The following is a 25,230-nucleotide window of genomic DNA, read 5'->3' on the forward strand; positions in this document are numbered from 1 at the left end:
GCACTTGTTGACGCTGAAGCACTTGCCACCGCACTTGTTGACGCTGAGGCTGAAGCCACTGCGCTAGTTGATGCTGAAGCTGAAGCTACTGCACTTGTTGACGCTGAAGCTGAAGCCACTGCACTGGTTGACGCTGAGGCTGAAGCTACCGCGCTAGTTGATGCTGAAGCTGAAGCCACTGCGCTAGTAGATGCTGAAGCACTTGCCACCGCACTCGTTGACGCTGAGGCTGAGGCTACTGCACTTGTCGATGCTGAGGCTGAAGCCACTGCGCTAGTAGATGCTGAGGCACTTGCTACTGCACTAGTTGACGCTGAAGCACTTGCTACTGCGCTAGTCGATGCTGAAGCTGAAGCTACCGCACTTGTCGATGCTGAAGCACTTGACACCGCACTTGTTGACGCTGAAGCACTTGCTACTGCGCTAGTCGATGCTGAAGCTGAGGCTACCGCACTTGTTGAAGCCGATGCTGAGGCACTTTGACTTGCACTTGTCGACGCAGACACTGATGCACGGTAATCAGAGTCAGATATATCTGGCGTTACCGTATTCACCGTTCCATCTTTATAAGTGATGGTCACCGTTCCATTTTCTGCAATAGAATAACTACTGATACGATTTGCAGTCTCTGGATTTGCTGTTTTCACAGCTGCCAAGATTTCATCTTTCTCACGCTGATCCAGAGCGTTTGGATGTTTAACTTGGAAGACTCTTGACGGCTTCACACCAGGGAATCTTACATTCAATTTACCTTGAGCAACTACTACTGTCGGAGTGCGCGCTTCGTTATCAGACAAGTCTACAACTTTGGTTCCGAGATTCCATTTATTTTTATCATCATATTTCTGATTAGCATTATAAGAAGCTGTATACTCTAAAGTAGCAGGAGCATTCGTTGGTGTATTCTTGAATCCTGGCGCACCATCATTCGAAGAATATCCATCTTGGAATATTCTAGTTTTATCAGAAATACCATCATAAAGCTTCAGTTCTTTGATTTTACCACTATTATCTGAACCTTTTAAGACAACTTTAACTTCATCTCCGGCAAAAATCTCGTATCCACTCGTGCCAGGACGGACATTATTTTTCGGAGAAAGTTTTTCCCACTTACTACCATTCTTGACATAGATTTCAAATTCAGGTTTTGGATCTACATTTTCTTTAGTAATGGTCTTAGTAGTTGTAGCAGAAGTAAGAGTCTCTGTTCTTCCAGCAGAAGTTACAACTTTCTCTTGTTTAACCGTTACATTTCCTGTGGGCAACAAACCATTGTTAGCATCTGTGACCGGTTTCAAATCAGACGGTTCAAATGTCAGACTTGTTCCTGTTGCTTGTTTTTTAACTGTTTGACCTGCAATCGTTAAAGTAACCGTTGCTCCAGGTGTCACATTCGTTACAACAATCGAACGATTTGGCAAACCACCTTTTTCATTCACTGAATCAGCTGCAATTTCAGGGGCTTGTGGCTTTACTTTCACAGTAACAGGGACATTCTGTTTAACTCTGACCCCCGTTGAATCTGCAGGTAGTTCTACTTCTACTTCCTTAGTAAAGATTCCGACCTCAGTGAGTGACGGCGCACCATCAACCCACTTGTAATTAGTATTTGTCGTGTTAAAATCTGGGCTTCCAGATACTTTTGTAACCGCTTCTTTAGGATTTGCTACAGCTTTTTTATAAGTTGGGTCATCTGTCTTATTCTGAGTAAAGATATAAGAACGATTTGATTCAAACTTATAGACATCATGAACAACATCAACTGTATGACTTAGTTTATTAGAGTCATTCTCCCCCATACGACCTACCGGATAGGTAAAGGTCACTTGGTAGGTATTTCTTCCTGTCTCATTTGTATTGATAGGCGAGCTAGAAACTACTTGACCATCTTTACTCCAAGCTTGGCTTGCACCACTTGGATATCCAGCAGTTCCCTCTTTATCAACATAATTATGCCAAACTGTTCCCTTATGAGGTGGTGTTCCTTGAATATCATTTACTGGATCTTTAGGCTTAATTGTCGCCAGAACTTCATAATCTACAGTAACATCTTCGCTTCCACCATTTGGATATTCGATGTGGGCAACTGCTTGTTTAGAACCTGTCTCTGATGTATCAATTCCTGCCCCTTGTTTCCAAGTGATATTTGTTCCATTAGGGAATGCTTTACCGTTAGCACGCTGGATAAAGTTACTTGCATCCGCCAAGTCACCAGCCTGCTCACCAATATAGGTATAGACTTTCGGTACTTTAGCAATTGGATTGTATTTTTCCAAGGCAGCATTGATAGTACTTGTGGTACCATCACGATAGGTTACTGTGATCGTACCATTTGTTGAAACTTCAATCTTAGCTCTAGTACCTGGGAAGGTTAATACGGTACCATTTGCGTCCGAAGTTACTTGTGGGTTTACTCCTCTTTTAGCGAGGTCTTGATTAGATAGTAAATCACGGTTATTGGTTGCATTATTAATAAATTTATTATAAACTTCTGCAATTTCTTGCTGTGTTAAATGCTCCAAATCCTTAACTTGAACAACATCACCACTTTGAACATCATGGCGTTCGTTGAAACCTTTGATGGTGTAGGTAAGAGTAGTCTCAGATGATTTATTTCCCCAATCTAGTGCACCAATACTATAACTATAAGTCTTTCCTACCTCAGCGGACGCCTCTCCGTTACCTACAGTACCTGAAATACCCGTTCCAATATTTTTAATTTCCTCTTTTTGATTTAACCACGGGCTTCCAGTACCAGCAACGTAAGGATTATATCTCGGATTAGGTCGATTTATTTCTTGTCCCATCAATTGTCCGCCATAAGTGACTCCAGGAATCGCATCCTGCTTGATAATTCCATATTGGCGGATACTAGCTCCATTTTTTAAAATAGGAAGATTATGAACGAAATAATCATCATTATAAACATCAAAATGAGTTCCATTATTATTCTGGATAATTGGACCTGATTTATTTACAGAAGGTGCAGGTGTCGGTTTTGATGCAGCATACCCTGTCGGAACACTTGCCGATTGAACTGTGGAAGCATTCCCTTGAGTATTTTGTCCGATAGGTGCCGAGCTAACCTGAACCTGCATATCTACAGTCGCAGTCGGCACATTGTTATCGTATTTAACTTTGACTACAATCGTACCGTTTAAGTTTCTATTTTGTCCATGTCTGTAATTATAAACAATTTCAGAACCCTGAGTAAAGGTTGGAGTCATCTGATTGTCATTAAATGTTGCACTTTGGACATGACCACCTCGGCCGACATTTATCTTAACACCCACATTGCTCAAAGCACTATTAGCCTGAACATTCATCGTGTAAGTGGCGATACCAGTAGCCTTATCAAAAGTAGCACCTGGACTACTTACCTGCATACGCCCGTCACTCTGAGAAGGAGCCCAACTCGCTCGAAGCGAAGCATCGCGCAACATTGGTTTCCCATTACGAGCATCACGCGCACCTGATTGCGCTCTTAAAACAGCATTGACAATAGAATTACGAGCCAAGGTAGCTTTTTGCACCACCTCTGTCCAGTCACTCGTTGGATTTGCCAAGGCTTTTTCAATAGCTGTCACTGCTGCATTTACCTTAGTAATTGCAGAATCAGTGTTTGGTAAACCAGCAGCCTTCGCTAAGTATTCACCCATTTCAGCTGAAAGCTTGGTTAACTTCTTACGATTTTCTTCATTTTTCTTTACAGAGGCTTCTACAGATGACAAGGTTGCAGCTGTCGCTCCCACTAAACTTGTTGTATCTGAATTTGTTTTAACAGCGTTCGACTCAATAGTAGCAGGCTTCAAAATTGATGAATCAATCTTGTCAACCTTTGATTCATTTTGAGTCGATGCTTTCTTCTCATCTTGAATTTCAGATACAGTTTTTTCTGAGGAAGCTCCTACAGATGTTGACACGCTACTTGTTTGGCTAGCAGATTGACTCAAACTAGTTGACATACTTGCAGAATCTGAAGCACTAGCGCTGGCTGAAGATGATGTGCTAGCTGAGGCACTAACTGACGTACTAGCGGAAGCACTTGCTGAGGTGCTGGCTGAAGTACTAGCCGAGGTGCTAGTAGAAGCTGATTCTGAAATCGAAGCGCTTTCGCTTATAGAAGTAGACAAGCTAGCAGAATTTTCCGAGTTACTTAGAGATGTCGTACCCAAAACTACTGTATCATTTGTAACCAAAAGATCTGGATTTTCCAGTGTTTTTTCCACGGCTACTGTTTCATTTGCAAATACTTTTGTTTGAGTAGCAACACTACCACCTAAAACAGCTCCTGTGGCAGCAAGCCCCTTGATAATATCCAAACCTGTAATAGAAGAATTTACTTTATCATCTACTACTTCAGTCATGACTTGCGTCGTATCTACACCACCACGCAAAACCTTGAACAAACCAAAAAGAGAGGTTGAAGCGCGCAACCAATGTTTTCCTGATTTGATTAACTTATACCGCGTCACTCGATCGGTTTCTCTATACTCACCTTTTTGACGTCTAAAAAACATGTTTTACCCTTTCCCTACATACCAAAAGTGGACAATCCACCCTATTTTAATCATACCTTTAAAGTATACTTTAAATGCAAACGCTTGTCAAGAAATTTGATATATTTTTATATAATATTACCATTCAAATATTTTGAAATATCGAACCATTTATAAGTTCTCTAACAACATCTAATACCTTTGTATAAAAAGCCTCAAATAACTTTTTAAAATATATATAACTAAATGTATTTTAGTAGTAAAAAGTATATAACGTTCGGATTTTCAACATATTATATAAACAAAATATAAAAACTTGACTATTCATGTTTCATTGATAAATTCATAATGTAATGCAAAACATACTATCGAAGTACATCTTGTGACAATAGATTTTCATAAAAAATTGCTTCGAATCAACTCGATTCTCCTCTGTAACTCCTATCAAAAATGCCCACAATTAGGTTATAATCATGGGCATTCTATTGATGTTTTTTCTAGTTAGCTAGGCCATTATCTCCCCGTCACGACAGAAAAGCCCACGAATTGATACCATTCGTGGATTTTTCCTAGTAAAGCATTTAGGTAAACCGATTGTTACACTACGATACGGAGTTTGGCAAATCGATTCTATTTGTAAAACTCAGTTAGTGAGGCAGTTAGCTAGACTACTTCCTACCAGTTACGACGTAAAGTTTTACGAATCGACAATATTCGTAAAACTTTACTAGTGGAGAGCCTAGCCAAGTTCCATATAAACTTGGCATTCTCTACTTATATAGCTACATAATCAAATTAATTTACTGAACTACGACACGGAGTTTGGCAGGCAGGTAGGTCACTTTCTTACTATTACGACGGAAAAATCCACGAATCGATAATATTCGTGGATTTTTCCTAGTGAAGCGTTTAGGTAAGCCGCCATAGCGGTTACCGTCAAATGACAGCAACTTTATGTTGCTAGTCATTTGTAACGATTTACATTTTTTCTTCCAACTCTATGTCTGGATACTTGTCTGCAAACCAACGGAGAGCAAAGTCGTTTTCAAAGAGGAAGACTGGTTGGTCAAAGCGGTCTTTGGCCAAGATATTTCGACTTGACGACATGCGTTCATCCAAGTCCTCAGGCTTAATCCAACGAACGGTCTTTTTACCCATTGGGCTCATGACTACTTCCGCATTGTACTCGCCTTCCATACGGTGCTTAAAGACTTCAAACTGGAGTTGACCTACAGCGCCTAGCATATACTCGCCTGTTTGGTAATTCTTATAAAGCTGAATGGCTCCTTCTTGCACCAATTGCTCAATCCCCTTGTGGAAGGATTTTTGTTTCATGACATTCTTAGCAGAAACTTTCATGAAAATTTCAGGAGTGAAGGTTGGCAGTGGTTCAAATTCAAACTTGTTTTTTCCAACTGTCAAGGTATCCCCAACCTGATAAGTACCGGTATCATAAACCCCGATGATATCACCCGCCACGGCATTGGTTACATTCTCACGACTTTCCGCCATAAACTGAGTGACATTTGACAGTTTAGCTCCCTTACCAGTACGAGGCAGATTGACACTCATCCCACGCTCAAATTCACCTGATACGATACGGACAAAGGCAATACGGTCACGGTGACGAGGGTCCATGTTGGCTTGGATTTTAAAGACAAATCCTGAGAAATCCTTGTCGTAAGGATCCACAATTTCGCCATCTGTTTTCTTGTGACCATGTGGTTCTGGAGCAAACTTAAGGAAGGTTTCAAGGAAGGTTTGAACACCAAAGTTTGTCAAAGCTGAACCGAAGAAGACAGGTGTCAATTCTCCAGCCAGAATAGCTTCCTCTGAAAACTCATTCCCAGCTTCATTTAAAAGTTCAATATCATCCTTGACTTGCTCGTAGAAAGGATTGGTGCCGAAAAGCTTGTCCCCATCTTCAAGACTGGCAAAACGCTCATCCCCTTTATAAAGTTCCAAGCGTTGGTTATAAAGGTCATACAAGCCTTCAAAGGCTTTCCCCATACCGATTGGCCAGTTCATCGGATAACTTGCAATACCCAAGACTTCTTCCAATTCTTGCAAGAGATCCAAAGGCTCACGACCGTCACGGTCCAACTTGTTCATAAAGGTAAAGACTGGAATCCCACGGTGTTTCACAACCTCAAACAATTTCTTGGTTTGCGCCTCGATACCCTTGGCAGAGTCCACAACCATGACCGCAGCATCCACCGCCATCAAGGTACGATAGGTGTCTTCTGAGAAGTCCTCATGTCCTGGTGTGTCTAGGATATTCACGCGCTTACCATCGTAGTCAAATTGCATAACAGATGAAGTCACCGAAATCCCACGTTGCTTCTCGATATCCATCCAGTCAGACTTGGCAAACGTCCCTGTTTTCTTCCCTTTTACGGTACCAGCCTCACGAATCTCGCCCCCAAAGTAGAGCAACTGCTCAGTAATGGTAGTTTTCCCCGCGTCCGGGTGGGAGATGATGGCAAAGGTACGACGTTTCTTAATTTCTTCTTGAATATTCATAAGTTCTCTTTCTTTGATTCTCTATTTTTCTTGTTTCAATAGCTAAGAATGATTTTTACATTGGATTTTACCATTCCTTTCAACACTCCATTATATCGGATTTTGAGTAGTTTTTCAATTGCTCATCCGATGAAAAAAGTTAGCTAGAGCACTGATTTCACCTGGTTTCTCTTTTTCCACCGTTTTTTGAACAAGATATCAAAAAGAACCAGAGCCAGTGAAAGGATGACGGACACAAGTAGGTACTTTAGCCACAGGGGGGCATCAGGAATAAAAGGTGTCTTATTTAACAAGCCATAATTCCCACCAGTCACCTGATTAACCCCAACTAGAAAGAGATTGAGGATAAAGGTATAGGCTACAATCATATATTTCTTGAGCAGGCTCTTGTCATAATGATTCATCAAGTAGACCAAGGAATTCACCAAAAGAGCATAGTGCCCAATCAAAAATGAAAAACTGGTGATATGAGGGAAGTCATAGGGGTCAAAAACTGGGTAAACCAGTGCAAAGACCGCTCCACTTGCTCCTAAGAGAGCAAAGTACTGCTTGCTTTTCCATTTATCAGGCAAGAAAACCACAGCAAACATAGCTAAACGGCAATGATAAAATGGGAGACTATTAGAAAAGGGAATCCCAAAACCAGCATACCAACTATATAAGGCTAGTAGCTGGAGGATCTGAATTCCCTTAAACAAGAGGACAAATTTTGGATTCTTGTGATAAGCAAGTGATCCATAAATACAAAGTACTAAGACAAGCATCATAACCCCATACCAAAAAAGCGAAATGGGAGGAGGGACCGTCTGAGTTCTGGTGATAAATTGATGGAGCATATTCTTATCCTAACTCTTATTTTTTTCTATTCTCTAGTTTAACCATTATAGCGAATTAAACACGATTTTTCAATTTCTATTTTATATCAGACACTGCTAAAGTAGAACAATTCCACTTACAATTTTTAAAATAAATGTTACAATGAATATAGAAAAAGGTGTTGCGTCAACAACACCCCACAGAGCCATTTAAGACGGTGGCTGTAATTACATAACTAAAAAATAGCTCGTTAACTCGCCAAAGTTAGGACGGCTATTTTTTTATCTCTTGCAAAAACCCGTTCTCCATCCTATACCTGTCTTTTTTCATCTTTCCTTCCCTTATTTATAGGAAAATATGGTAAAATAGAACAGACTAAAAATCATCATTTCACGAAAGGATACAAGATGAAAATTACGCAAGAAGAGGTAACACACGTTGCCAATCTTTCAAAATTAAGATTCTCTGAAGAAGAAACTGCCACCTTTGCGACTACCTTGTCTAAGATTGTTGACATGGTTGAGTTACTGGGCGAAGTTGACACAACTGGTGTCGCACCTACTACGACCATGGCTGACCGCAAGACTGTACTCCGCCCTGATGTGGCCGAAGAAGGAACAGACCGTGATCGCTTGTTTAAAAACGTACCTGAAAAAGACAACTACTATATCAAGGTACCAGCTATCCTAGACGATGGAGGAGATGCCTAATGACTTTCAACAATAAAACCATTGAAGACTTGCACAACCTCCTTGTCTCTAAGGAAATTTCTTCAACTGAATTGACACAAGCAACGCTTGAAGATATCAAGTCTCGAGAGACAGTTATCAACGCTTTTGTTACCATCGCTGAAGACCAAGCTCTTGCTCAAGCTAAAGCTATTGATGAAGCTGGAATTGACGCTGATAATGTCCTTTCAGGAATTCCACTTGCAGTTAAGGATAACATCTCTACTGACGGTATCCTCACAACTGCTGCTTCAAAAATGCTCTACAACTATGAGCCAATCTTTGATGCAACAGCCGTTGCCAATGCAAAAGCCAAGGGCATGATTGTCGTAGGAAAAACTAACATGGACGAATTTGCCATGGGTGGTTCAGGTGAGACTTCTCACTATGGTGCCACTAAAAATGCTTGGGACCACAGCAAGGTTCCTGGTGGTTCATCAAGCGGTTCTGCCGCAGCTGTAGCCTCAGGCCAAATCCGCTTGTCACTTGGTTCTGATACTGGTGGTTCTATCCGCCAACCAGCCGCCTTCAACGGGATCGTTGGTCTCAAACCAACCTACGGAACGGTTTCACGTTTCGGTCTCATTGCCTTTGGTAGCTCATTAGACCAGATTGGACCTTTTGCTCCTACTGTTAAGGAAAGTGCTCTCTTGCTCAACGCTATTGCCAGCGAAGATGCCAAAGACTCTACTTCGGCCCCTGTTCGCATTGCCGACTTTACTTCAAAAATTGGTCAAGACATCAAGGGCATGAAAATTGCTTTACCTAAGGAATACCTCGGTGAAGGAATTGACCCAGAGGTTAAGGAAACTATTCTGAATGCAGCCAAACACTTTGAAAAATTGGGTGCCATCGTTGAAGAAGTCAGCCTTCCTCACTCAAAATACGGTGTTGCCGTTTACTACATCATCGCTTCATCTGAAGCTTCATCAAACTTGCAACGTTTTGACGGTATCCGTTATGGTTACCGCGCAGAGGATGCGACCAACCTTGATGAAATCTATGTAAACAGCCGTAGCCAAGGTTTTGGCGAAGAGGTTAAACGCCGTATCATGCTTGGTACATTCAGTCTTTCATCAGGTTACTACGATGCCTACTACAAGAAGGCTGGTCAAGTCCGTACCCTCATCATCCAAGATTTCGAAAAAGTCTTCGCGGATTACGACTTGATTTTGGGACCAACTGCACCAAGTGTTGCTTATGACTTGGACTCACTTAACCACGACCCAGTTGCCATGTACTTGGCTGACCTTTTGACAATCCCAGTCAACTTGGCAGGTCTTCCAGGGATTTCGATTCCTGCTGGATTCTCTCAAGGTCTACCTGTCGGTCTACAACTGATTGGTCCTAAGTACTCTGAGGAAACCATTTACCAAGTTGCTGCTGCTTTTGAAGCAACAACAGACTACCACAAACAACAACCCGTGATTTTTGGAGGTGATAACTAATGAACTTTGAAACAGTCATTGGACTTGAAGTCCACGTAGAGCTCAACACCAATTCAAAAATCTTCTCACCCACTTCTGCCCACTTTGGAAATGACCAAAATGCCAATACAAATGTGATTGACTGGTCTTTCCCAGGAGTTCTGCCAGTTCTCAATAAAGGTGTTGTTGATGCCGGTATCAAGGCTGCTCTTGCCCTCAACATGGACATCCACAAAAAGATGCACTTTGACCGCAAAAACTACTTCTACCCTGATAATCCAAAAGCCTACCAAATTTCTCAGTTTGATGAGCCAATCGGTTATAACGGCTGGATTGAAGTCGAGCTAGAAGACGGTACGACTAAGAAAATCGGTATCGAACGTGCTCACCTAGAAGAAGACGCTGGTAAAAACACCCACGGTACAGATGGCTACTCTTATGTTGACCTCAACCGCCAAGGGGTGCCATTGATTGAGATTGTATCTGAAGCTGACATGCGTTCGCCAGAAGAAGCCTACGCTTACCTAACTGCCCTCAAGGAAGTTATCCAGTACGCTGGCATTTCTGACGTTAAGATGGAAGAGGGTTCTATGCGTGTGGATGCCAATATCTCTCTTCGTCCGTATGGTCAAGAGAAATTCGGTACCAAAACTGAGTTGAAGAACCTCAACTCCTTCTCAAACGTTCGCAAAGGTCTTGAATACGAAGTTCAACGTCAAGCTGAAATCCTTCGCTCAGGTGGTCAAATCCGCCAAGAAACACGTCGTTACGATGAGGCTAACAAAGCAACTATCCTCATGCGTGTCAAGGAAGGCGCTGCTGACTACCGCTACTTCCCAGAACCAGACCTACCTCTCTTTGAAATCTCAGACGAGTGGATTGAGGAAATGCGGACTGAGTTGCCAGAGTTTCCAAAAGAACGCCGTGCGCGCTACGTATCTGACCTTGGCTTGTCAGACTACGATGCTAGCCAGTTGACTGCTAACAAAGTCACATCTGACTTCTTTGAGAAAGCTGTTGCTCTTGGTGGTGATGCAAAACAAGTCTCTAACTGGCTCCAAGGGGAAGTCGCTCAGTTCTTGAACGCAGAAGGCAAGACACTGGAACAAATCGAATTAACACCAGAAAACTTGGTTGAAATGATTGCCATCATCGAAGACGGCACGATCTCTTCTAAGATTGCTAAGAAAGTCTTTGTCCACCTAGCTAAAAATGGCGGAGGCGCGCGTGAATACGTTGAAAAAGCAGGTATGGTTCAAATCTCAGATCCTGAAATCCTGATTCCAATCATCCACCAAGTCTTTGCCGATAACGAAGCTGCTGTTGCCGACTTCAAGTCAGGCAAACGTAACGCAGATAAGGCCTTTACAGGCTTCCTTATGAAAGCAACCAAAGGCCAAGCCAACCCACAAGTCGCCCTTAAACTACTTGCACAAGAATTGGCGAAGTTGAAAGAAGATTAATATATAAAAGAAACCAGCCCTGAGGTTGGTTTTTTCGCTCCTACCATCTCCCAATAACTATTTTGGCTTTATTTCCAGAAGATTTTATGGTAAAATAAAGAGTAATAATATTTATTAAAGAGGTAAAAACATGATTGAAGCAAGCAAATTGAAAGCTGGTATGACATTTGAAACTGCAGACGGAAAATTGATCCGCGTTTTGGAAGCTAGCCACCACAAACCAGGTAAAGGAAACACAATCATGCGTATGAAATTGCGTGATGTCCGTACTGGTTCTACATTTGATACAAGCTACCGTCCAGAAGAAAAATTCGAACAAGCTATTATCGAAACTGTGCCAGCTCAATACTTGTACAAAATGGATGAAACTGCCTACTTCATGAACACTGAAACTTACGACCAATACGAAATCCCAGTCGTAAACGTTGAAAATGAATTGCTTTACATCCTTGAAAACTCTGATGTGAAAATCCAATTCTACGGAACTGAAGTAATCGGTGTAACTGTACCAACTACTGTTGAATTGACAGTCGCTGAAACACAACCATCTATCAAAGGTGCTACTGTTACAGGTTCTGGTAAACCAGCGACTATGGAAACTGGACTTGTTGTCAACGTTCCAGACTTTATCGAAGCTGGACAAAAATTGATCATCAACACTGCAGAAGGAACTTACGTTTCTCGTGCCTAATCTCTAGAAAGAGGTCATTCTATGGGAATTGAAGAACAATTTGGCGAAATCGTTATCGCTCCACGTGTACTTGAAAAAATCATTGCCATCGCAACCGCTAAAGTTGATGGTGTCCACTCATTTTCAAATAAATCCGTATCTGATACCCTATCAAAACTCTCTCTTGGTCGTGGCGTCTACTTAAAAGAAAGCAACGAAGAACTAACTGCTGACATCTATCTCTATCTTGAGTACGGTGTGAAAGTACCAAAAGTTGCTCTTGCTATTCAAAAAGCAGTCAAAGATGCTGTTCGTGATATGGCTGATGTGGAACTTGCTGCTGTCAACATCCATGTTGCAGGAATCGTTCCAGATAAAACACCAAAACCTGAGTTGAAAGATTTATTTAACGAGGACTTCCTCAATGACTAGTCCATTATTAGAATCTAGACGCGAACTTCGTAAATGCGCTTTTCAAGCTCTTATGAGCCTTGAATTCGGCACAGATATGGAAACAGCTTGTCACTTTGCCTACACGCATGACCGTGAAGATGCAGATGTGCAAATCCCTGCCTTTCTTCTAAACTTGGTTTCTGGCGTTCAAGCTCAAAAAGACGAGTTGGATAAACAAATCAACCAGCACCTCAAGTCAGGCTGGACAGTTGAACGATTGACCTTGGTCGAAAAAAACTTACTACGCTTGGGTATCTTTGAAATCACATCATTTGATACACCTCAGCTGGTAGCAGTCAATGAAGCTATTGAACTTGCTAAGAATTTTTCAGATCAAAAATCAGCCCGTTTTATCAATGGACTGCTTAGTCAATTTGTAACTGAAGAAAATGAATAATCGAAAAGGTGTTTGGTCTTCCAGGCACCTTTTGACTTTCCCCTTGATACAGAGTAAGAACCACATAAAAACTAGAACTGACTGCCAGTTCTAGTTTTTGCGTATTCTGAGGTATTAGTATTTTCTAAATCGTTGATAGCGTTCTTCCAACAACGCTTCTAACGGTTTTTGCGAAAGTCTAGCTAGCTCAGCTTGGAGTTCTTTTTTGACATTCTTAATTAATTCTTTGCTAGAAAGTCCTGCTTCAGAAATCACCTTGTCCACCACGTCCATTTCTAGCAGTTCATGAGAAGTGATTTTCATCAGCTCTGCCGCTTCCATGGCACGAGTTCCGTCCTTCCAAAGAATAGAAGCAAAGCCTTCTGGACTGAGAATGGCATAGATGGAATTTTCCAGCATCCAAACACGGTCTGCGACTGCTAGAGCCAGAGCCCCACCTGAACCACCTTCACCTATAATGATGGCGATAATCGGAACTTTCAGGTCACTCATTTCCATGAGATTGCGAGCGATAGCTTCTCCTTGACCGCGTTCTTCCGCTCCCACACCAGGATAGGCACCTGCTGTATTGATAAATGTCACAACTGGACGGCCAAATTTTTCAGCTTGTTTCATCAACCGTAGGGCCTTGCGATAGCCTTCTGGATGTGGTTGTCCAAAATTCCGTTTGAGGTTGTCTTGCAAGCTCTTGCCTTTTTGGATACCAACCACTGTGACAGCTTGATCTCCAAGCCAGCCAATACCACCGACAATTGCACCATCATCACGAAAAGAACGGTCACCGTGTAATTGGATAAATTCATCAAAAATGCCTGTCGCAAAGTCCAAGGTTGTCAAGCGACTCTGCTCACGCGCTTCTCTGACTATTTTTGCAATATTCATCTAGGACACCCTCCATGCAATCTGACTAGGCTAGCAATCGTATCTGGCAAATCTCTTCTTTTGACAATAGCATCCACAAAGCCATGTTCCAATAGGAATTCTGCCTTTTGGAAATCCTCAGGTAAGCTTTCACGAACCGTATTTTCAATCACACGACGCCCAGCAAAACCGACTAAACTCTGTGGTTCTGCTAGAATGATATCGCCTTCCATAGCGAAAGAAGCTGTCACACCACCTGTCGTTGGATCTGTCAAAATGGTCAGATAAAAGAGACCAGCATTTGAATGGCGTTTAACCGCTGCAGAGATCTTGGCCATCTGCATGAGACTCATGATTCCTTCCTGCATACGGGCTCCACCAGATGCTGTGAAAAGAACAACTGGCAATTTTTCAACAGTCGCATATTCAAATAATCGAGTGATTTTTTCACCTACAACTGTACCCATAGAAGCCATGATAAAGTTGGAATCCATAATCCCAAGAGCCACAGTCTGACCTTTTATAAGAGCTGTTCCTGTCACAACGGCTTCATCCAGACCTGTTTTTTCACGCATAGTTGCTAGTTTCTTTTGATAACCAGGGAAATGCAAGGGATCCTTGCTTTCAATCCCCGTAAATAATTCCTTGAAAGTCCCCATATCAATCGTCAGAGCCAAGCGTTCTTGGGCAGAAATACGAAAGGTGTAACTACAGTGCGGACAGATACGCTCACTTCCCAGATCCTTCTGATAAATGGTATGCTTACAGCCTGGACACTGGGAGAATAATTCATCTGGAACCTCTGGCTTGGCTTGAGGTTTTTCCCTAACCGAACGATTGGGATTGATTCGAATATACTTATCTTTTTTACTAAATAGAGCCATTGATTCCCCTTTTCGGTTTAAACTCTTAAAGTCATTTTATTCTTTTTCTTGATATTTAGGTAAAAATGTTTCCATCAAGAAAGAAGTGTCGTAATCCCCAGCAATAACATTGCGATCTGAAATGAGGTCAAGCTGGAAATCTGCATTGGTCTGAACCCCCTCTATCTCTAGTTCATAGAGGGCACGTTGCATTTTCATCAAGGCATCAAAACGATTTTCACCGTGAACGATGATTTTGGCAATCATACTATCATAATAAGGCGGAATGGTATAACCTGGATAAACTGCTGAATCCACGCGCAAGCCAACTCCACCACTTGGCAGATAGAGATTGGTAATCTTACCTGGACTTGGAGCAAAGTTAAAGGCTGGATTTTCTGCATTGATACGACACTCGATGGCATGTCCTCTTAGGACAATATCTTCTTGCTTAACAGACAGGGGCTGACCTGCCGCAATGCGAATCTGTTCCTTAACGATATCCACACCTGAAACAAATTCTGTTACTGGATGTTCCACCTGAACACGAGTATTCATTTCCATGAAATAGAATTTGCCACTGGCTTCATCAAGAAGAAACTCAATGGTCCCTGCATTTTCATAACCAACAGACTCTGCAGCTCGAACAGCGGCAGCGCCAATTTCATGGCGCAGTGTTTTTCCGATTGCAATCGAAGGACTTTCTTCCAAAATCTTTTGGTTATTCCGTTGAAGAGAACAATCCCGTTCCCCCAAGTGAATCACATGTCCATGCTCATCTCCTAGGATTTGAACCTCAATGTGACGAGCTGGATAGATAACTCGTTCTATATACATGGCACCATTGCCATAATTGACCTTGGCTTCACTAGAGGCAGTTTCAAAGGCTGAAACGAGGTCTTCTGGTTTTTCAACCTTACGAATCCCTTTACCACCTCCACCTGCTGAAGCCTTGAGCATAACAGGGTAGCCAATTTTTTCAGCAACAATCAAAGCTTCTTCAGAATTATGCACTTCTCCATCCGAACCTGGAATAACTGGCACACCTGCTTTAATCATCTGAGCACGCGCATTAATCTTATCCCCCATCATATCCATGACATGACCAGATGGGCCGATAAACTTAATACCTACCTCTTCACACATGGTTGCAAATTTGGAATTTTCACTGAGAAATCCAAAACCGGGGTGAATGGCTTCCGCCTCAGTCAAGACTGCAGCTGATAGAACCGCATTAATATTGAGATAAGACTCTGTTGGCTTACCAGGGCCAATACAAACTGCTTCATCTGCCAAAAGCGTATGAAGAGCTTCCTTATCAGCAGTTGAATAAACCGCCACCGTTGCAATGCCCAATTCACGCGCCGCACGGATAATACGAACCGCAATTTCACCACGATTGGCAATTAAAATTTTTCGAAACATGGAGAACCTCCTTAGTTCCCTATTGCAAAGGTAAGAGTACCACTGGCTGCAAGCTTGCCATCCACTTCAGCCTTTGCTTCAACCACGGCAATGCTACCGCGACGTTTTACAAACGTTGCCGTCATAACTAATTGGTCACCTGGTACAACTTGCTTCTTAAACTTGACCTTGTCCATACCAGCGTAAAAGACTAGTTTTCCTTTATTTTCAGGTTTTGACAACTCCAAGACACCAGCAGTTTGCGCCAAGGCTTCCATGATTAGAACACCTGGCATAACAGGGTATTGAGGAAAATGGCCGTTAAAGAAGGGCTCATTAATGGTCACATTTTTGATGGCAACAATAGTATCCTCGCTCACTTCCAAGACACGGTCTACTAGGAGCATAGGATAACGGTGGGGAAGAGCTTCTTTGATTCCTTGAATATCAATCATTTGATACGTACCAATCCTTTACCAAACTCAACCATTTCTTCGTTAGAAACGAGAATTTCCGTTACCACACCATCCTTAGGTGCTGGAATTTCATTCATGACTTTCATGGCTTCGATAATCACTAATGTTTGACCTTTTTTGACACTATCACCAACTGAAACGAAGGCAGGTTTATCAGGTCCAGCAGCCAAGTAAGCCACCCCAACAAGTGGGCTCTCTACAACATCTCCCTCAGCAGCTACACTTGCTTCAACTGAAGCAGGAACTTCTTCCACTACAGTTTCTACTGGAGCAGATGTTGAAGCTACTGGACTTGGTGTTGCTACAGCAGGCGCAGGAGCGACCTGAGGTGCAACTTCAGGCACAAGTCTAGCTTCATTCTTGCTAAACTGTAACTCATCCGTCCCATTTCTATAAGAAAATTCTCTCAAACTTGACTGGTCAAATTGGGCCATCAAGTCTTTAATATCGTTTAAATTCATAGTTATTTATTCTCCCAACGTTTGAAAGCAAGAACTGCATTGTGGCCACCAAAACCAAAAGTATTTGAAATAGCGTATGGAATTTCTTGCTCCAAGCCTTGTCCATAAACGACATTGGCTTCGATATAATCTGATACTTCACTTGTTCCAGCTGTCATTGGTACAAAGTTATGACGCATAGCTTCGATTGTGACGATAGCTTCTACCGCACCTGCAGCTCCTAGCAAATGGCCTGTGAATGACTTAGTTGATGATACAGGTACTTCCTTACCAAGAACAGCTACGATAGCACCACTTTCTCCTTTTTCATTAGCAGGAGTTGACGTTCCGTGAGCATTGACATAGGCTACTTGCTCTGGAGAAATCTCAGCTTCTTCCAAGGCTAGTTTGATGGCCTTGATAGCTCCCTGACCTTCTGGATGAGGAGAAGTCATATGGTAGGCATCACAAGTATTTCCGTAACCAACCACTTCAGCAAGGATAGTAGCCCCACGTTTTTCAGCGTGTTCAAGGCTTTCAAGAACCAACATCCCAGAACCTTCACCCATGACAAAACCATTACGGTCCTTATCAAATGGAATGGAAGCACGAGTTGGGTCCTCTGTAGTTGAGAGAGCAGTTAGGGCTTGGAAACCAGCAATAGCAAAAGGTGTGATAGAGGCTTCTGAACCACCTACCAACATAACGTCTTGGAAACCAAACTTAATGGAGCGGAAGGCATCCCCAATCGCATCATTTGATGAAGCGCAGGCAGTATTGATAGATTTACAAACACCGTTTGCTCCAAAACGCATAGCAACATTTCCTGAAGCCATATTTGGCAAGGCTTTTGGAAGGGTCAATGGTTTCACACGTTTTGGTCCTTTGTCATTTAGGCGAAGCACTTGATCTTCAATTTCTTTGATTCCACCAATACCAGAGGCAACGATAACACCAAAACGATCCTTGTCAAGAGCCTCTACATCTAAATTGGCATGATTAACGGCTTCTTGGGCTGCGTACAAGGCATACAAAGAATAGTTATCGAAACGATTGGTATCTTTCTTAACAAAGTATTTATCAAAAGGAAAATCTTGGATTTCTGCTGCATTATGCACATCAAATTCACTATGATCAAATTTCGTAATTGGACCAATTCCGATTTTTCCAGTTGTCAAACTATTCCAAAATTCTTCTGGTGTATTTCCGATTGGAGATGTTACTCCATAACCTGTTACTACTACGCGATTTAGTTTCATCTTTTTTACCTCTAGCTTCTGCTACATACTTAAGCCACCATCAATGGCAACCACTTGACCAGTTAGATAATCTTGGCCTGCTAAAAATACTGTTAAATCTGCAACCTGCTCTGCCTGCCCAAATTCTTTCATAGGAATTTGCGCCAGCATAGCATCTTTTACCTTGTCTGATAGGACCGCTGTCATATCGGATTCAATCATTCCAGGTGCAATAGCATTAACCCTGATATTGCGATTGGCCACTTCACGCGCCACAGACTTGGTAAAACCAATCAAACCAGCCTTAGAAGCTGCATAGTTAGCTTGACCAATATTTCCCATCAAACCAACAACACTAGACATATTAATGATAGCACCTTCTCTGGCTTTCATCATCGGTTTCAAGACTGATTGTGTCATGTTAAAGGCACCAGTCAAGTTAACCTTGAGCACTTTTTCAAAATCCGCTTCTGTCATCTTAAGCATAAGGGTATCTTGGGTAATCCCTGCATTGTTGACCAAAACATCTACTGAACCCAGCTCTGCAATAGCTTGCTCAACCATACGCTTAGCGTCTGCAAAATCTGACACGTCTCCTGATATAGGAACCACCTTGACACCATAGTTTGAAAACTCAGCGAGCAATTCTTCTGAAATTGCACCACGACTGTTTAAAACAATATTGGCTCCTGCTTGAGCAAACTTGTGGGCGATGGCAAGACCAATTCCACGACTCGAACCTGTAATAAAGATATTTTTATTTTTTAGTTGCATTCTTTTCTCCTGTTTCCTCTTGTATTTATGGGAGAAGGGATTACTTGTTTTCTAGCAAAGTTTCCAAACTAGCCCGATCTTCAACATTGGCTAGTTTAGCTGTCTTATCAATTTTTTTCACAAAGCCTGACAAGACTTTCCCCGGACCAATCTCGATAAAGTTGGTTACACCTGCTTCTTGCATAACTGCAATACTTTCATAGAAACGAACTGGCTCCTTGACCTGACGCGTCAAAAGTTGAGCAATGTCTTCTTTTTTCATAACTGCAGCTTCTGTATTGCCGACTAGGGGACAAGTGAAATCTGAAAAACTTACCTGAGCTAGAGTTTCAGCTAGTTTCTGGCTAGCAGGCTCAAGGAGAGCAGTATGAAAGGGACCTGAAACCTTGAGAGGAATCAAGCGTTTGGCACCTGCTTCTTGCAAGAGTTCAACAGCTCGATCAACTGCAATCACTTCTCCACCAATCACGATTTGTGCAGGTGTATTATAGTTGGCTGGGGTAACCACTCCAAGTTCAGAAGCTTTTTGACAGACTTCTTCAATGACCTCTACTGGCGTATTGAGAACTGCGACCATCTTACCAGAGCCAGCAGGAGCCGCTTCTTCCATATAGGCGCCACGCTTAGCAACCAAGGCTACCGCATCTTCAAAATCCAAGGCGCCACTGGCCACCAAGGCAGAATATTCTCCAAGAGACAAACCAGCAACCATATCAGGCTGATAGCCCTTTTCTTGCAATAAACGATAAATAGCAACCGATGTCGCTAGAATGGCTGGTTGCGTATAGCGAGTCTGATTGAGTTTTTCTTCTTCCCTATCAATGAGATGACGCAAATCGTAACCAAGCACCTGACTCGCTTGATCAATCGTTTCTTTGACAATAGGGTAGTGATCATAGAGATCATGGCCCATACCTAGATACTGGGCACCTTGACCAGCAAATAAAAAGGCTGTTTTAGTCATTTCTTACAACTCCTGCCCAACGAGAGGCTTCTTCTTGAATTTTCTTAGCTGCTCCGTAATACAAATCTTTTAGGATTTCTTCAACGGTTTCTTCTTTGGAAACAAGGCCTGCAATTTGACCTGCCATAACAGATCCACCATCCACATCTCCGTGAACAACCGCTTTGGCTAGAGCACCCGCTCCCATTTGTTCAAAAATTTCCAAATCTGGATTTTCTTGTTTAAAAGCATCTTTTTCAGCTTGTTCAAAATCACGAGTCAACTGATTTTTAATCGCACGAACAGCATGTCCAAAGTGTTGAGCTGAAATCGTAGTATCAATATCTCTAGCTTTTAAAATTTTCGCCTTGTAATTTGGATGAGCATTAGACTCTTTTGCAACGACAAAACGAGTTCCAACCTGAATAGCCTCTGCACCTAGCATAAAGCCAGCCGCAGCACCTTCACCATCTGCAATCCCTCCTGCAGCAATGACAGGAATAGATACAGCTGCAGCTACCTGGCGCACTAAGGTCATGGTTGTTAATTTCCCAATGTGTCCCCCAGCTTCCATTCCTTCTGCAATAACAGCGTCCGCACCGATTTTTTCCATGCGTTTAGCTAGGGCAACACTTGGAACAACGGGAATAACTGTAATACCAGCTTCATGGAAACGTTCCATGTATTTGCTTGGATTTCCTGCGCCTGTTGTAACTACCTTAACCCCTTCCTCGATAACGAGGTCTACAATATCTTCCACAAAGGGAGACAAAAGCATAATGTTGACACCAAAGGGTTTATCAGTCAATGATTTGATTTTATCAATATTTGCCTTGACAACTTCTTTAGGGGCATTCCCCCCACCGATAATCCCTAGTCCTCCAGCCTTGGAAACAGCTCCTGCCAAATCACCATCAGCAACCCAGGCCATTCCTCCTTGGAAAATAGGATAATCAATGTTCAATAATTCTGTAATACGCGTTTTCATAGTGCCTCCATCATTTCTTGCTTACGTAATAGTTCGATACCGTCATAATTTGACAATCAAACTATTGCCTAAACAAGAGGGAGCGGGTTTCCCTACTCCTTCTATTTATATTCTGTTTATTTTGTTTGCTCTTCAACATAGGCAACCAAGTCACCAACTGTTTTCAAGTCATCTTCTGCTTCGATTTGGATATCAAAAGCATCTTCGATCTCTGAGATTACTTGGAACAAGTCCAATGAATCTGCATCCAAGTCATCAAAAGTTGATTCAAGTGTTACTTCTGATGCATCTTTTCCAAGTTCTTCAACGATAATTTCTTGTACTTTTTCAAATACTGCCATGATAGGACTCCTTTAAAATAAATAGTTTTTTTATAACAATGTGTTCACCACATGATTACCTAAATTGTAAGAATGAGCGTGCCCCATGTCAAGCCTCCACCGAAGCCTGATAGTAGAACAGTCTGGCTACCATCTAAACGGATGAGGCCTTGTTCTACACACTCTGAAAGTAAAATCGGGATACTGGCTGCACTGGTATTGCCATATTCCATCATATTGGCTGGAAGTTTAGCTCGGTTAACACCGATTTTTCTAGCCATTTTATCCAAAATACGGTCATTAGCCTGATGAAGTAGCAGATAATCCAAGTCTGTCGCCTCTATAGGAGATTCATCAATAGTCTGCTTGATAGACTTGGCTACGTCCCGAATAGCAAAATCAAAGACTGCACGCCCATCCATCTTCAAAAATGAATCTGCACTTTCTTGATCTGAAAACGGAGAATGCAAGCCTGAATGTCCATAAGTTAGACACTCGCTACGACTCCCATCACTATTGAGACTCTCTGCCAAGAAATGCTCTTGCTCGCTAGCTTCTAACAAGACACCACCAGCACCATCTCCAAACAAAACAGCTGTTGATCGGTCTGACCAATCGACTGCTTTTGAGAGGGTCTCACTACCAATCACCAAGCCTTTTTGAAAGCGACCAGAAGCGATAAACTTTTCAGCAGTTGAAAGAGCAAATACAAATCCACTGCAAGCTGCTGTTAGGTCAAAAGCAAAGGCCTTATTAGCACCAATATTAGCTTGAACACGAGCAGCTGTAGAGGGCATCATAGAATCTGGAGTAATGGTAGCTAGGATGATAAAATCCAACTCCTCTCCTGTGATTTCAGCTTTTTCCATCAGTTTCTTAGCAACCTCTGTAGCCAAATCACTAGTAGATTCTGTTCTTGAAATATGCCTTTGTCGTATTCCCGTCCGACTTGAAATCCACTCATCATTGGTATCCATAATCTGAGCCAAATCATGATTTGTAACCACTTGCTCTGGCACATAATGAGCAACCTGGCTTATTTTTGCAAAAGCCATTATCTCAAATCCTCCAAAAATTGATAAAGATTGGTCAAACCTTTGCTCATAACCTCAATTTCTTGCTTACTCATACCATCAATGATTTTTTCAACCATGGCCTTGTGGAAGCGTTTATGTAGTCTATGAACCAAGCGACCTTTCTTTGTCAAATGCAGATGTACCACACGTCGATCATGTTCTGAACGAATGCGTTCAATGTAACCCTTACGTTCGAGATTATTCAAACTAGTCGTAACTGTCCCAAGAGTCACCATCAACTCTTTTGACACTTGACTTGGTGTCACATCTGGAACTTTTCCAATCACATCAATCGTATGCATTTCTTTGATGGAGATATCCTTGAAACGACTACCCCTCAAGCTAACTTCCTCAATAACGAGGACATTGTTAAATATAGACGTTAAATATTCATTAATTCGTTGGTAGTCCAATCTTTCCTTCCCTCCTTTTCAAAAAAACTTTTAGAATCAAAACATTTGACAAAAGAATTATATCAAAGTTCAAAGAATGGTGCAAGTATTTTTTTATTTTCCTGTAAATTTAGGTCGTCTTCTTTCCGAATGAGCCCGAACTCCTTCTTTAAAATCCTCCGTTTGGGCTAGTGATTCCTGTAGGTTCAGTTCTAAAGTAGCATAATCTTGCCAATCTTTAAATTGGCTTTCCCAAACCAACTTCTTGATGGCAGCATAGGAATTAGCTGAACCTCGTCTCAATTTTTTAAGAAGCTGTTCTCTGGTTTTTTCTAACTTATCAGCTTCAGAAATACGGTAAACCACACCCCACTCCAGAGCTTTTTCTGCTGTCAAAGCCTCTCCTGTCATGGCTAGTTGAGTAGCACGTGTCACACCAATACTGCGACTCAAGAGATGAATTCCTCCTGCATCTGGAGCCAAGCCAACTCCAACAAAGGCTTGGATAAATTTAGCCTTATCGGTCGCTAAACAGAAATCTGCGGCAACAGCCATATTCGCTGCAGCACCTGCAACAGCCCCATCAACCTCCATCAAAACAGGCTTTGCAATTTGCTTGATTTTATAAGAAATAGCATTGACTAGTTCTGCAATTTTCGTCAATGATGGAATATCATCCTCATCCACTGCCCGCTTCATCTCTACTAAATCTCCTCCAACTGAGAAGACTTTGCCATTCGCATTGATCAAGATAAAATGCACAGCTGAATCCTCTTCCGCCATAGTCAAGGCTTCTAAAATCTCCTCACACATAGGAATATGGAAACCATTAGCGACATCAGGACGGTTTAAAGTAATAATTGCCAAATCCTCTTCAATCTGATAAATAATATGTTCCATCTGGACTCCTTTTTTATTTTTATAAGCAAGTTAAGTTATTTTATTATCAAAGTATATCTTTTTTATTCTAAAAAAGCAAGAATAAGAATGTAATAAGTGTCTCAGCCGATTTTAGATTCCTTATCTTTCCCTGTAAAATGGATTATTTTCTTCATTTGAAAAAAGGCTTTCTTTCTGCTATAATCGTATAAAATACTTACTTTAGGAGTTCTTATGAAGGTTGTTAAATTTGGAGGTAGCTCTCTTGCCTCTGCTAGTCAATTAGAAAAAGTTTTAAACATCGTCAAAAGCGATTCAGAGCGTCGTTTTGTTGTCGTTTCTGCGCCTGGTAAACGCAATGCTGAAGATACTAAGGTTACGGATGCCTTGATTAAATACTACCGCGACTATGTTGCTGGTAACGATATTAGTAAGAGTCAAAACTGGATTATCGACCGCTATGCTGCTATGGTGAGTGAACTAGGGCTAAAACCAGCTGTGCTAGAAAAAATTTCCAAAAGCATTCGCGCCTTGGCCACTCTTCCTATTGATGAAAATGAATTTCTCTACGACACTTTTCTAGCAGCCGGTGAAAATAACAATGCTAAATTGATTGCTGCCTACTTTAATCAAAACGGTATCGATGCACGCTATGTTCACCCTAGAGAAGCTGGTATTGTGGTCACAAGTGAACCTGGTCACGCTCGCATCATTCCATCAAGTTATGACAAGATTGAGGAATTGACAAATACAAATGAAGTTCTTGTCATTCCTGGTTTCTTTGGAGTTACCAAGGAAAATCAAATCTGTACCTTCTCACGTGGAGGATCAGACATTACAGGTTCTATCATTGCTGCCGGTGTTAAGGCAGACCTCTATGAAAACTTTACGGATGTTGATGGTATCTTTGCAGCCCACCCAGGAATTATTCACCAACCACACTCTATCCCTGAGTTGACCTATCGTGAAATGCGTGAGTTGGCCTATGCAGGATTCTCAGTCCTTCATGACGAAGCCCTTCTTCCTGCCTACCGTGGAAAAATCCCTCTCGTTATCAAGAATACCAACAATCCTGACCATCCAGGTACTCGTATCGTTCTAAAACATAGTAGTGATGAATTCCCAGTTGTGGGAATTGCCGGTGACTCTGGCTTTGTCAGCATCAACATGTCTAAATATCTCATGAACCGTGAGGTTGGATTTGGACGCAAGGTTCTTCAAATCCTTGAAGATCTTAATATCGGTTGGGAACATATGCCAACAGGTATCGACGATCTTTCAATCATTCTCCGTTCTCGCGAACTAACTCCTATTAAGGAAGAAGAAATCCTTCGTCAGTTGGTTCAAAAGGCTGAAGTAGACCATGCAGAAATCGAGCACGACCTTTCAATCATTATGATTGTTGGAGAAAAGATGAAGAGCCATATCGGAGTAACTGCTACTGCGACACGTGCTCTATCTGAAAATAAGATCAACATCCAGATGATGTCTCAAGGTTCTAGTGAAGTGTCTATTATGTTTGTTGTCCATAAGGACCAAGAGAAAGCAGCTATTAAAGCCCTCTACAATGCCTTTTTCGGCGAAAGTAAGGAAGACTAAG

The 25,230-nt window shown here is 41.9% G+C and carries 24 protein-coding genes; 7 read left to right on the forward strand and 17 right to left on the reverse strand.

What is annotated here, in order from left to right:
- The 4 genes from O3616_RS00005 to O3616_RS00020 form a co-directional block, all read right to left on the reverse strand.
- Positions 1 to 4,520: accessory Sec-dependent serine-rich glycoprotein adhesin (locus O3616_RS00005; protein WP_371637749.1), on the reverse strand; the 4,520-nt coding region annotated here is incomplete at its 3' end.
- Positions 4,521 to 5,299: 779 nt separating this feature from the next.
- Positions 5,300 to 5,467, reverse strand: coding sequence for a hypothetical protein (locus O3616_RS00010; RefSeq protein ID WP_371637750.1), 168 nt, complete (start codon positions 5,465 to 5,467; stop codon positions 5,300 to 5,302).
- Positions 5,468 to 5,477: 10 nt separating this feature from the next.
- Positions 5,478 to 7,022, reverse strand: coding sequence for a peptide chain release factor 3 (locus O3616_RS00015; RefSeq protein WP_371637751.1), 1,545 nt, complete (start codon positions 7,020 to 7,022; stop codon positions 5,478 to 5,480).
- A 143-nt stretch (positions 7,023 to 7,165) separates the two neighbouring features.
- Positions 7,166 to 7,858: a TIGR02206 family membrane protein gene (locus tag O3616_RS00020; RefSeq protein WP_371637753.1), complete on the reverse strand. Its 693-nt coding sequence runs from the start codon at positions 7,856 to 7,858 to the stop codon at positions 7,166 to 7,168.
- 387 nt (positions 7,859 to 8,245) lie between these two features.
- Between O3616_RS00020 and gatC the strand changes: the two genes are divergently transcribed.
- The 6 genes from gatC (at position 8,246) to nusB (ending at position 12,976) form a co-directional block, all read left to right on the forward strand.
- Entirely contained in the window at positions 8,246 to 8,548 is a 303-nt protein-coding gene (gene gatC, locus O3616_RS00025; protein WP_049532119.1) for an Asp-tRNA(Asn)/Glu-tRNA(Gln) amidotransferase subunit GatC, read from the forward strand.
- A complete protein-coding gene (gene gatA, locus O3616_RS00030) occupies positions 8,548 to 10,014 on the forward strand; it encodes an Asp-tRNA(Asn)/Glu-tRNA(Gln) amidotransferase subunit GatA (protein ID WP_371637754.1) in 1,467 nt (488 codons plus the stop codon). The genes gatC and gatA overlap by 1 nt, the downstream gene beginning before the upstream one ends.
- Positions 10,014 to 11,456: an Asp-tRNA(Asn)/Glu-tRNA(Gln) amidotransferase subunit GatB gene (gene gatB / locus O3616_RS00035; protein WP_070479852.1), complete on the forward strand. Its 1,443-nt coding sequence runs from the start codon at positions 10,014 to 10,016 to the stop codon at positions 11,454 to 11,456. Before gatA ends, gatB begins: the two co-directional genes overlap by 1 nt.
- Before the next feature lie 130 nt (positions 11,457 to 11,586).
- Positions 11,587 to 12,147, forward strand: coding sequence for an elongation factor P (efp, locus tag O3616_RS00040; RefSeq protein ID WP_000568643.1), 561 nt, complete (start codon positions 11,587 to 11,589; stop codon positions 12,145 to 12,147).
- A gap of 21 nt (positions 12,148 to 12,168) precedes the next feature.
- Positions 12,169 to 12,558 carry an Asp23/Gls24 family envelope stress response protein gene (locus O3616_RS00045; RefSeq protein ID WP_000510575.1) on the forward strand — a complete coding sequence of 130 codons (390 nt, stop codon included), beginning with the start codon at positions 12,169 to 12,171 and terminating at the stop codon, positions 12,556 to 12,558.
- Positions 12,551 to 12,976 (forward strand): transcription antitermination factor NusB, encoded by a 426-nt coding sequence (nusB, locus tag O3616_RS00050; protein WP_000203638.1) that lies wholly within the window; start codon positions 12,551 to 12,553, stop codon positions 12,974 to 12,976. Before O3616_RS00045 ends, nusB begins: the two co-directional genes overlap by 8 nt.
- A 114-nt stretch (positions 12,977 to 13,090) precedes the next feature.
- On the opposite strand, the gene O3616_RS00055 is transcribed toward nusB, so the two are convergent.
- The 13 genes from O3616_RS00055 to O3616_RS00115 form a co-directional block, all read right to left on the reverse strand.
- Positions 13,091 to 13,858 (reverse strand): acetyl-CoA carboxylase carboxyl transferase subunit alpha, encoded by a 768-nt coding sequence (locus O3616_RS00055; protein ID WP_371637755.1) that lies wholly within the window; start codon positions 13,856 to 13,858, stop codon positions 13,091 to 13,093.
- Complete coding sequence (gene accD / locus O3616_RS00060; protein ID WP_049552715.1) at positions 13,855 to 14,721, reverse strand: acetyl-CoA carboxylase, carboxyltransferase subunit beta; 867 nt, start codon at positions 14,719 to 14,721, stop codon at positions 13,855 to 13,857. The genes O3616_RS00055 and accD overlap by 4 nt, the downstream gene beginning before the upstream one ends.
- Positions 14,722 to 14,757: 36 nt before the next feature.
- Positions 14,758 to 16,125 (reverse strand): acetyl-CoA carboxylase biotin carboxylase subunit, encoded by a 1,368-nt coding sequence (gene accC, locus O3616_RS00065; RefSeq protein WP_371637756.1) that lies wholly within the window; start codon positions 16,123 to 16,125, stop codon positions 14,758 to 14,760.
- An 11-nt stretch (positions 16,126 to 16,136) separates the two neighbouring features.
- Positions 16,137 to 16,559 (reverse strand): 3-hydroxyacyl-ACP dehydratase FabZ, encoded by a 423-nt coding sequence (fabZ, locus tag O3616_RS00070; protein ID WP_000565512.1) that lies wholly within the window; start codon positions 16,557 to 16,559, stop codon positions 16,137 to 16,139.
- The gene (gene accB, locus O3616_RS00075; protein WP_001052238.1) at positions 16,556 to 17,041 is read right to left on the reverse strand and encodes an acetyl-CoA carboxylase biotin carboxyl carrier protein; all 486 of its coding nucleotides are present in this window, start codon (positions 17,039 to 17,041) and stop codon (positions 16,556 to 16,558) included. The genes fabZ and accB overlap by 4 nt, the downstream gene beginning before the upstream one ends.
- A gap of 2 nt (positions 17,042 to 17,043) precedes the next feature.
- Positions 17,044 to 18,279, reverse strand: coding sequence for a beta-ketoacyl-ACP synthase II (gene fabF, locus O3616_RS00080; protein WP_371637757.1), 1,236 nt, complete (start codon positions 18,277 to 18,279; stop codon positions 17,044 to 17,046).
- Between the two features lie 21 nt (positions 18,280 to 18,300).
- A complete protein-coding gene (fabG, locus tag O3616_RS00085) occupies positions 18,301 to 19,032 on the reverse strand; it encodes a 3-oxoacyl-[acyl-carrier-protein] reductase (protein WP_001176198.1) in 732 nt (243 codons plus the stop codon).
- Between the two features lie 40 nt (positions 19,033 to 19,072).
- Complete coding sequence (gene fabD, locus O3616_RS00090) at positions 19,073 to 19,996, reverse strand: ACP S-malonyltransferase (protein ID WP_371637758.1); 924 nt, start codon at positions 19,994 to 19,996, stop codon at positions 19,073 to 19,075.
- The gene (fabK, locus tag O3616_RS00095; protein ID WP_049500269.1) at positions 19,989 to 20,963 is read right to left on the reverse strand and encodes an enoyl-[acyl-carrier-protein] reductase FabK; all 975 of its coding nucleotides are present in this window, start codon (positions 20,961 to 20,963) and stop codon (positions 19,989 to 19,991) included. Before fabK ends, fabD begins: the two co-directional genes overlap by 8 nt.
- Before the next feature lie 116 nt (positions 20,964 to 21,079).
- A complete protein-coding gene (locus O3616_RS00100; RefSeq protein WP_000257838.1) occupies positions 21,080 to 21,304 on the reverse strand; it encodes an acyl carrier protein in 225 nt (74 codons plus the stop codon).
- Positions 21,305 to 21,363: 59 nt separating this feature from the next.
- Complete coding sequence (locus tag O3616_RS00105; RefSeq protein ID WP_371637759.1) at positions 21,364 to 22,338, reverse strand: beta-ketoacyl-ACP synthase III; 975 nt, start codon at positions 22,336 to 22,338, stop codon at positions 21,364 to 21,366.
- Entirely contained in the window at positions 22,338 to 22,772 is a 435-nt protein-coding gene (locus O3616_RS00110) for a MarR family winged helix-turn-helix transcriptional regulator (protein WP_000386355.1), read from the reverse strand. The genes O3616_RS00105 and O3616_RS00110 overlap by 1 nt, the downstream gene beginning before the upstream one ends.
- 93 nt (positions 22,773 to 22,865) lie before the next feature.
- Entirely contained in the window at positions 22,866 to 23,651 is a 786-nt protein-coding gene (locus O3616_RS00115; protein ID WP_371637761.1) for an enoyl-CoA hydratase, read from the reverse strand.
- 213 nt (positions 23,652 to 23,864) lie between these two features.
- Between O3616_RS00115 and O3616_RS00120 the strand changes: the two genes are divergently transcribed.
- Complete coding sequence (locus O3616_RS00120; RefSeq protein WP_120718965.1) at positions 23,865 to 25,229, forward strand: aspartate kinase; 1,365 nt, start codon at positions 23,865 to 23,867, stop codon at positions 25,227 to 25,229.
- Position 25,230 lies beyond the last annotated feature (1 nt).

This window comes from Streptococcus sp. 27098_8_86 (assembly GCF_041432595.1).
Classification (GTDB): Bacteria; Bacillota; Bacilli; order Lactobacillales; family Streptococcaceae; genus Streptococcus; species Streptococcus pneumoniae_F.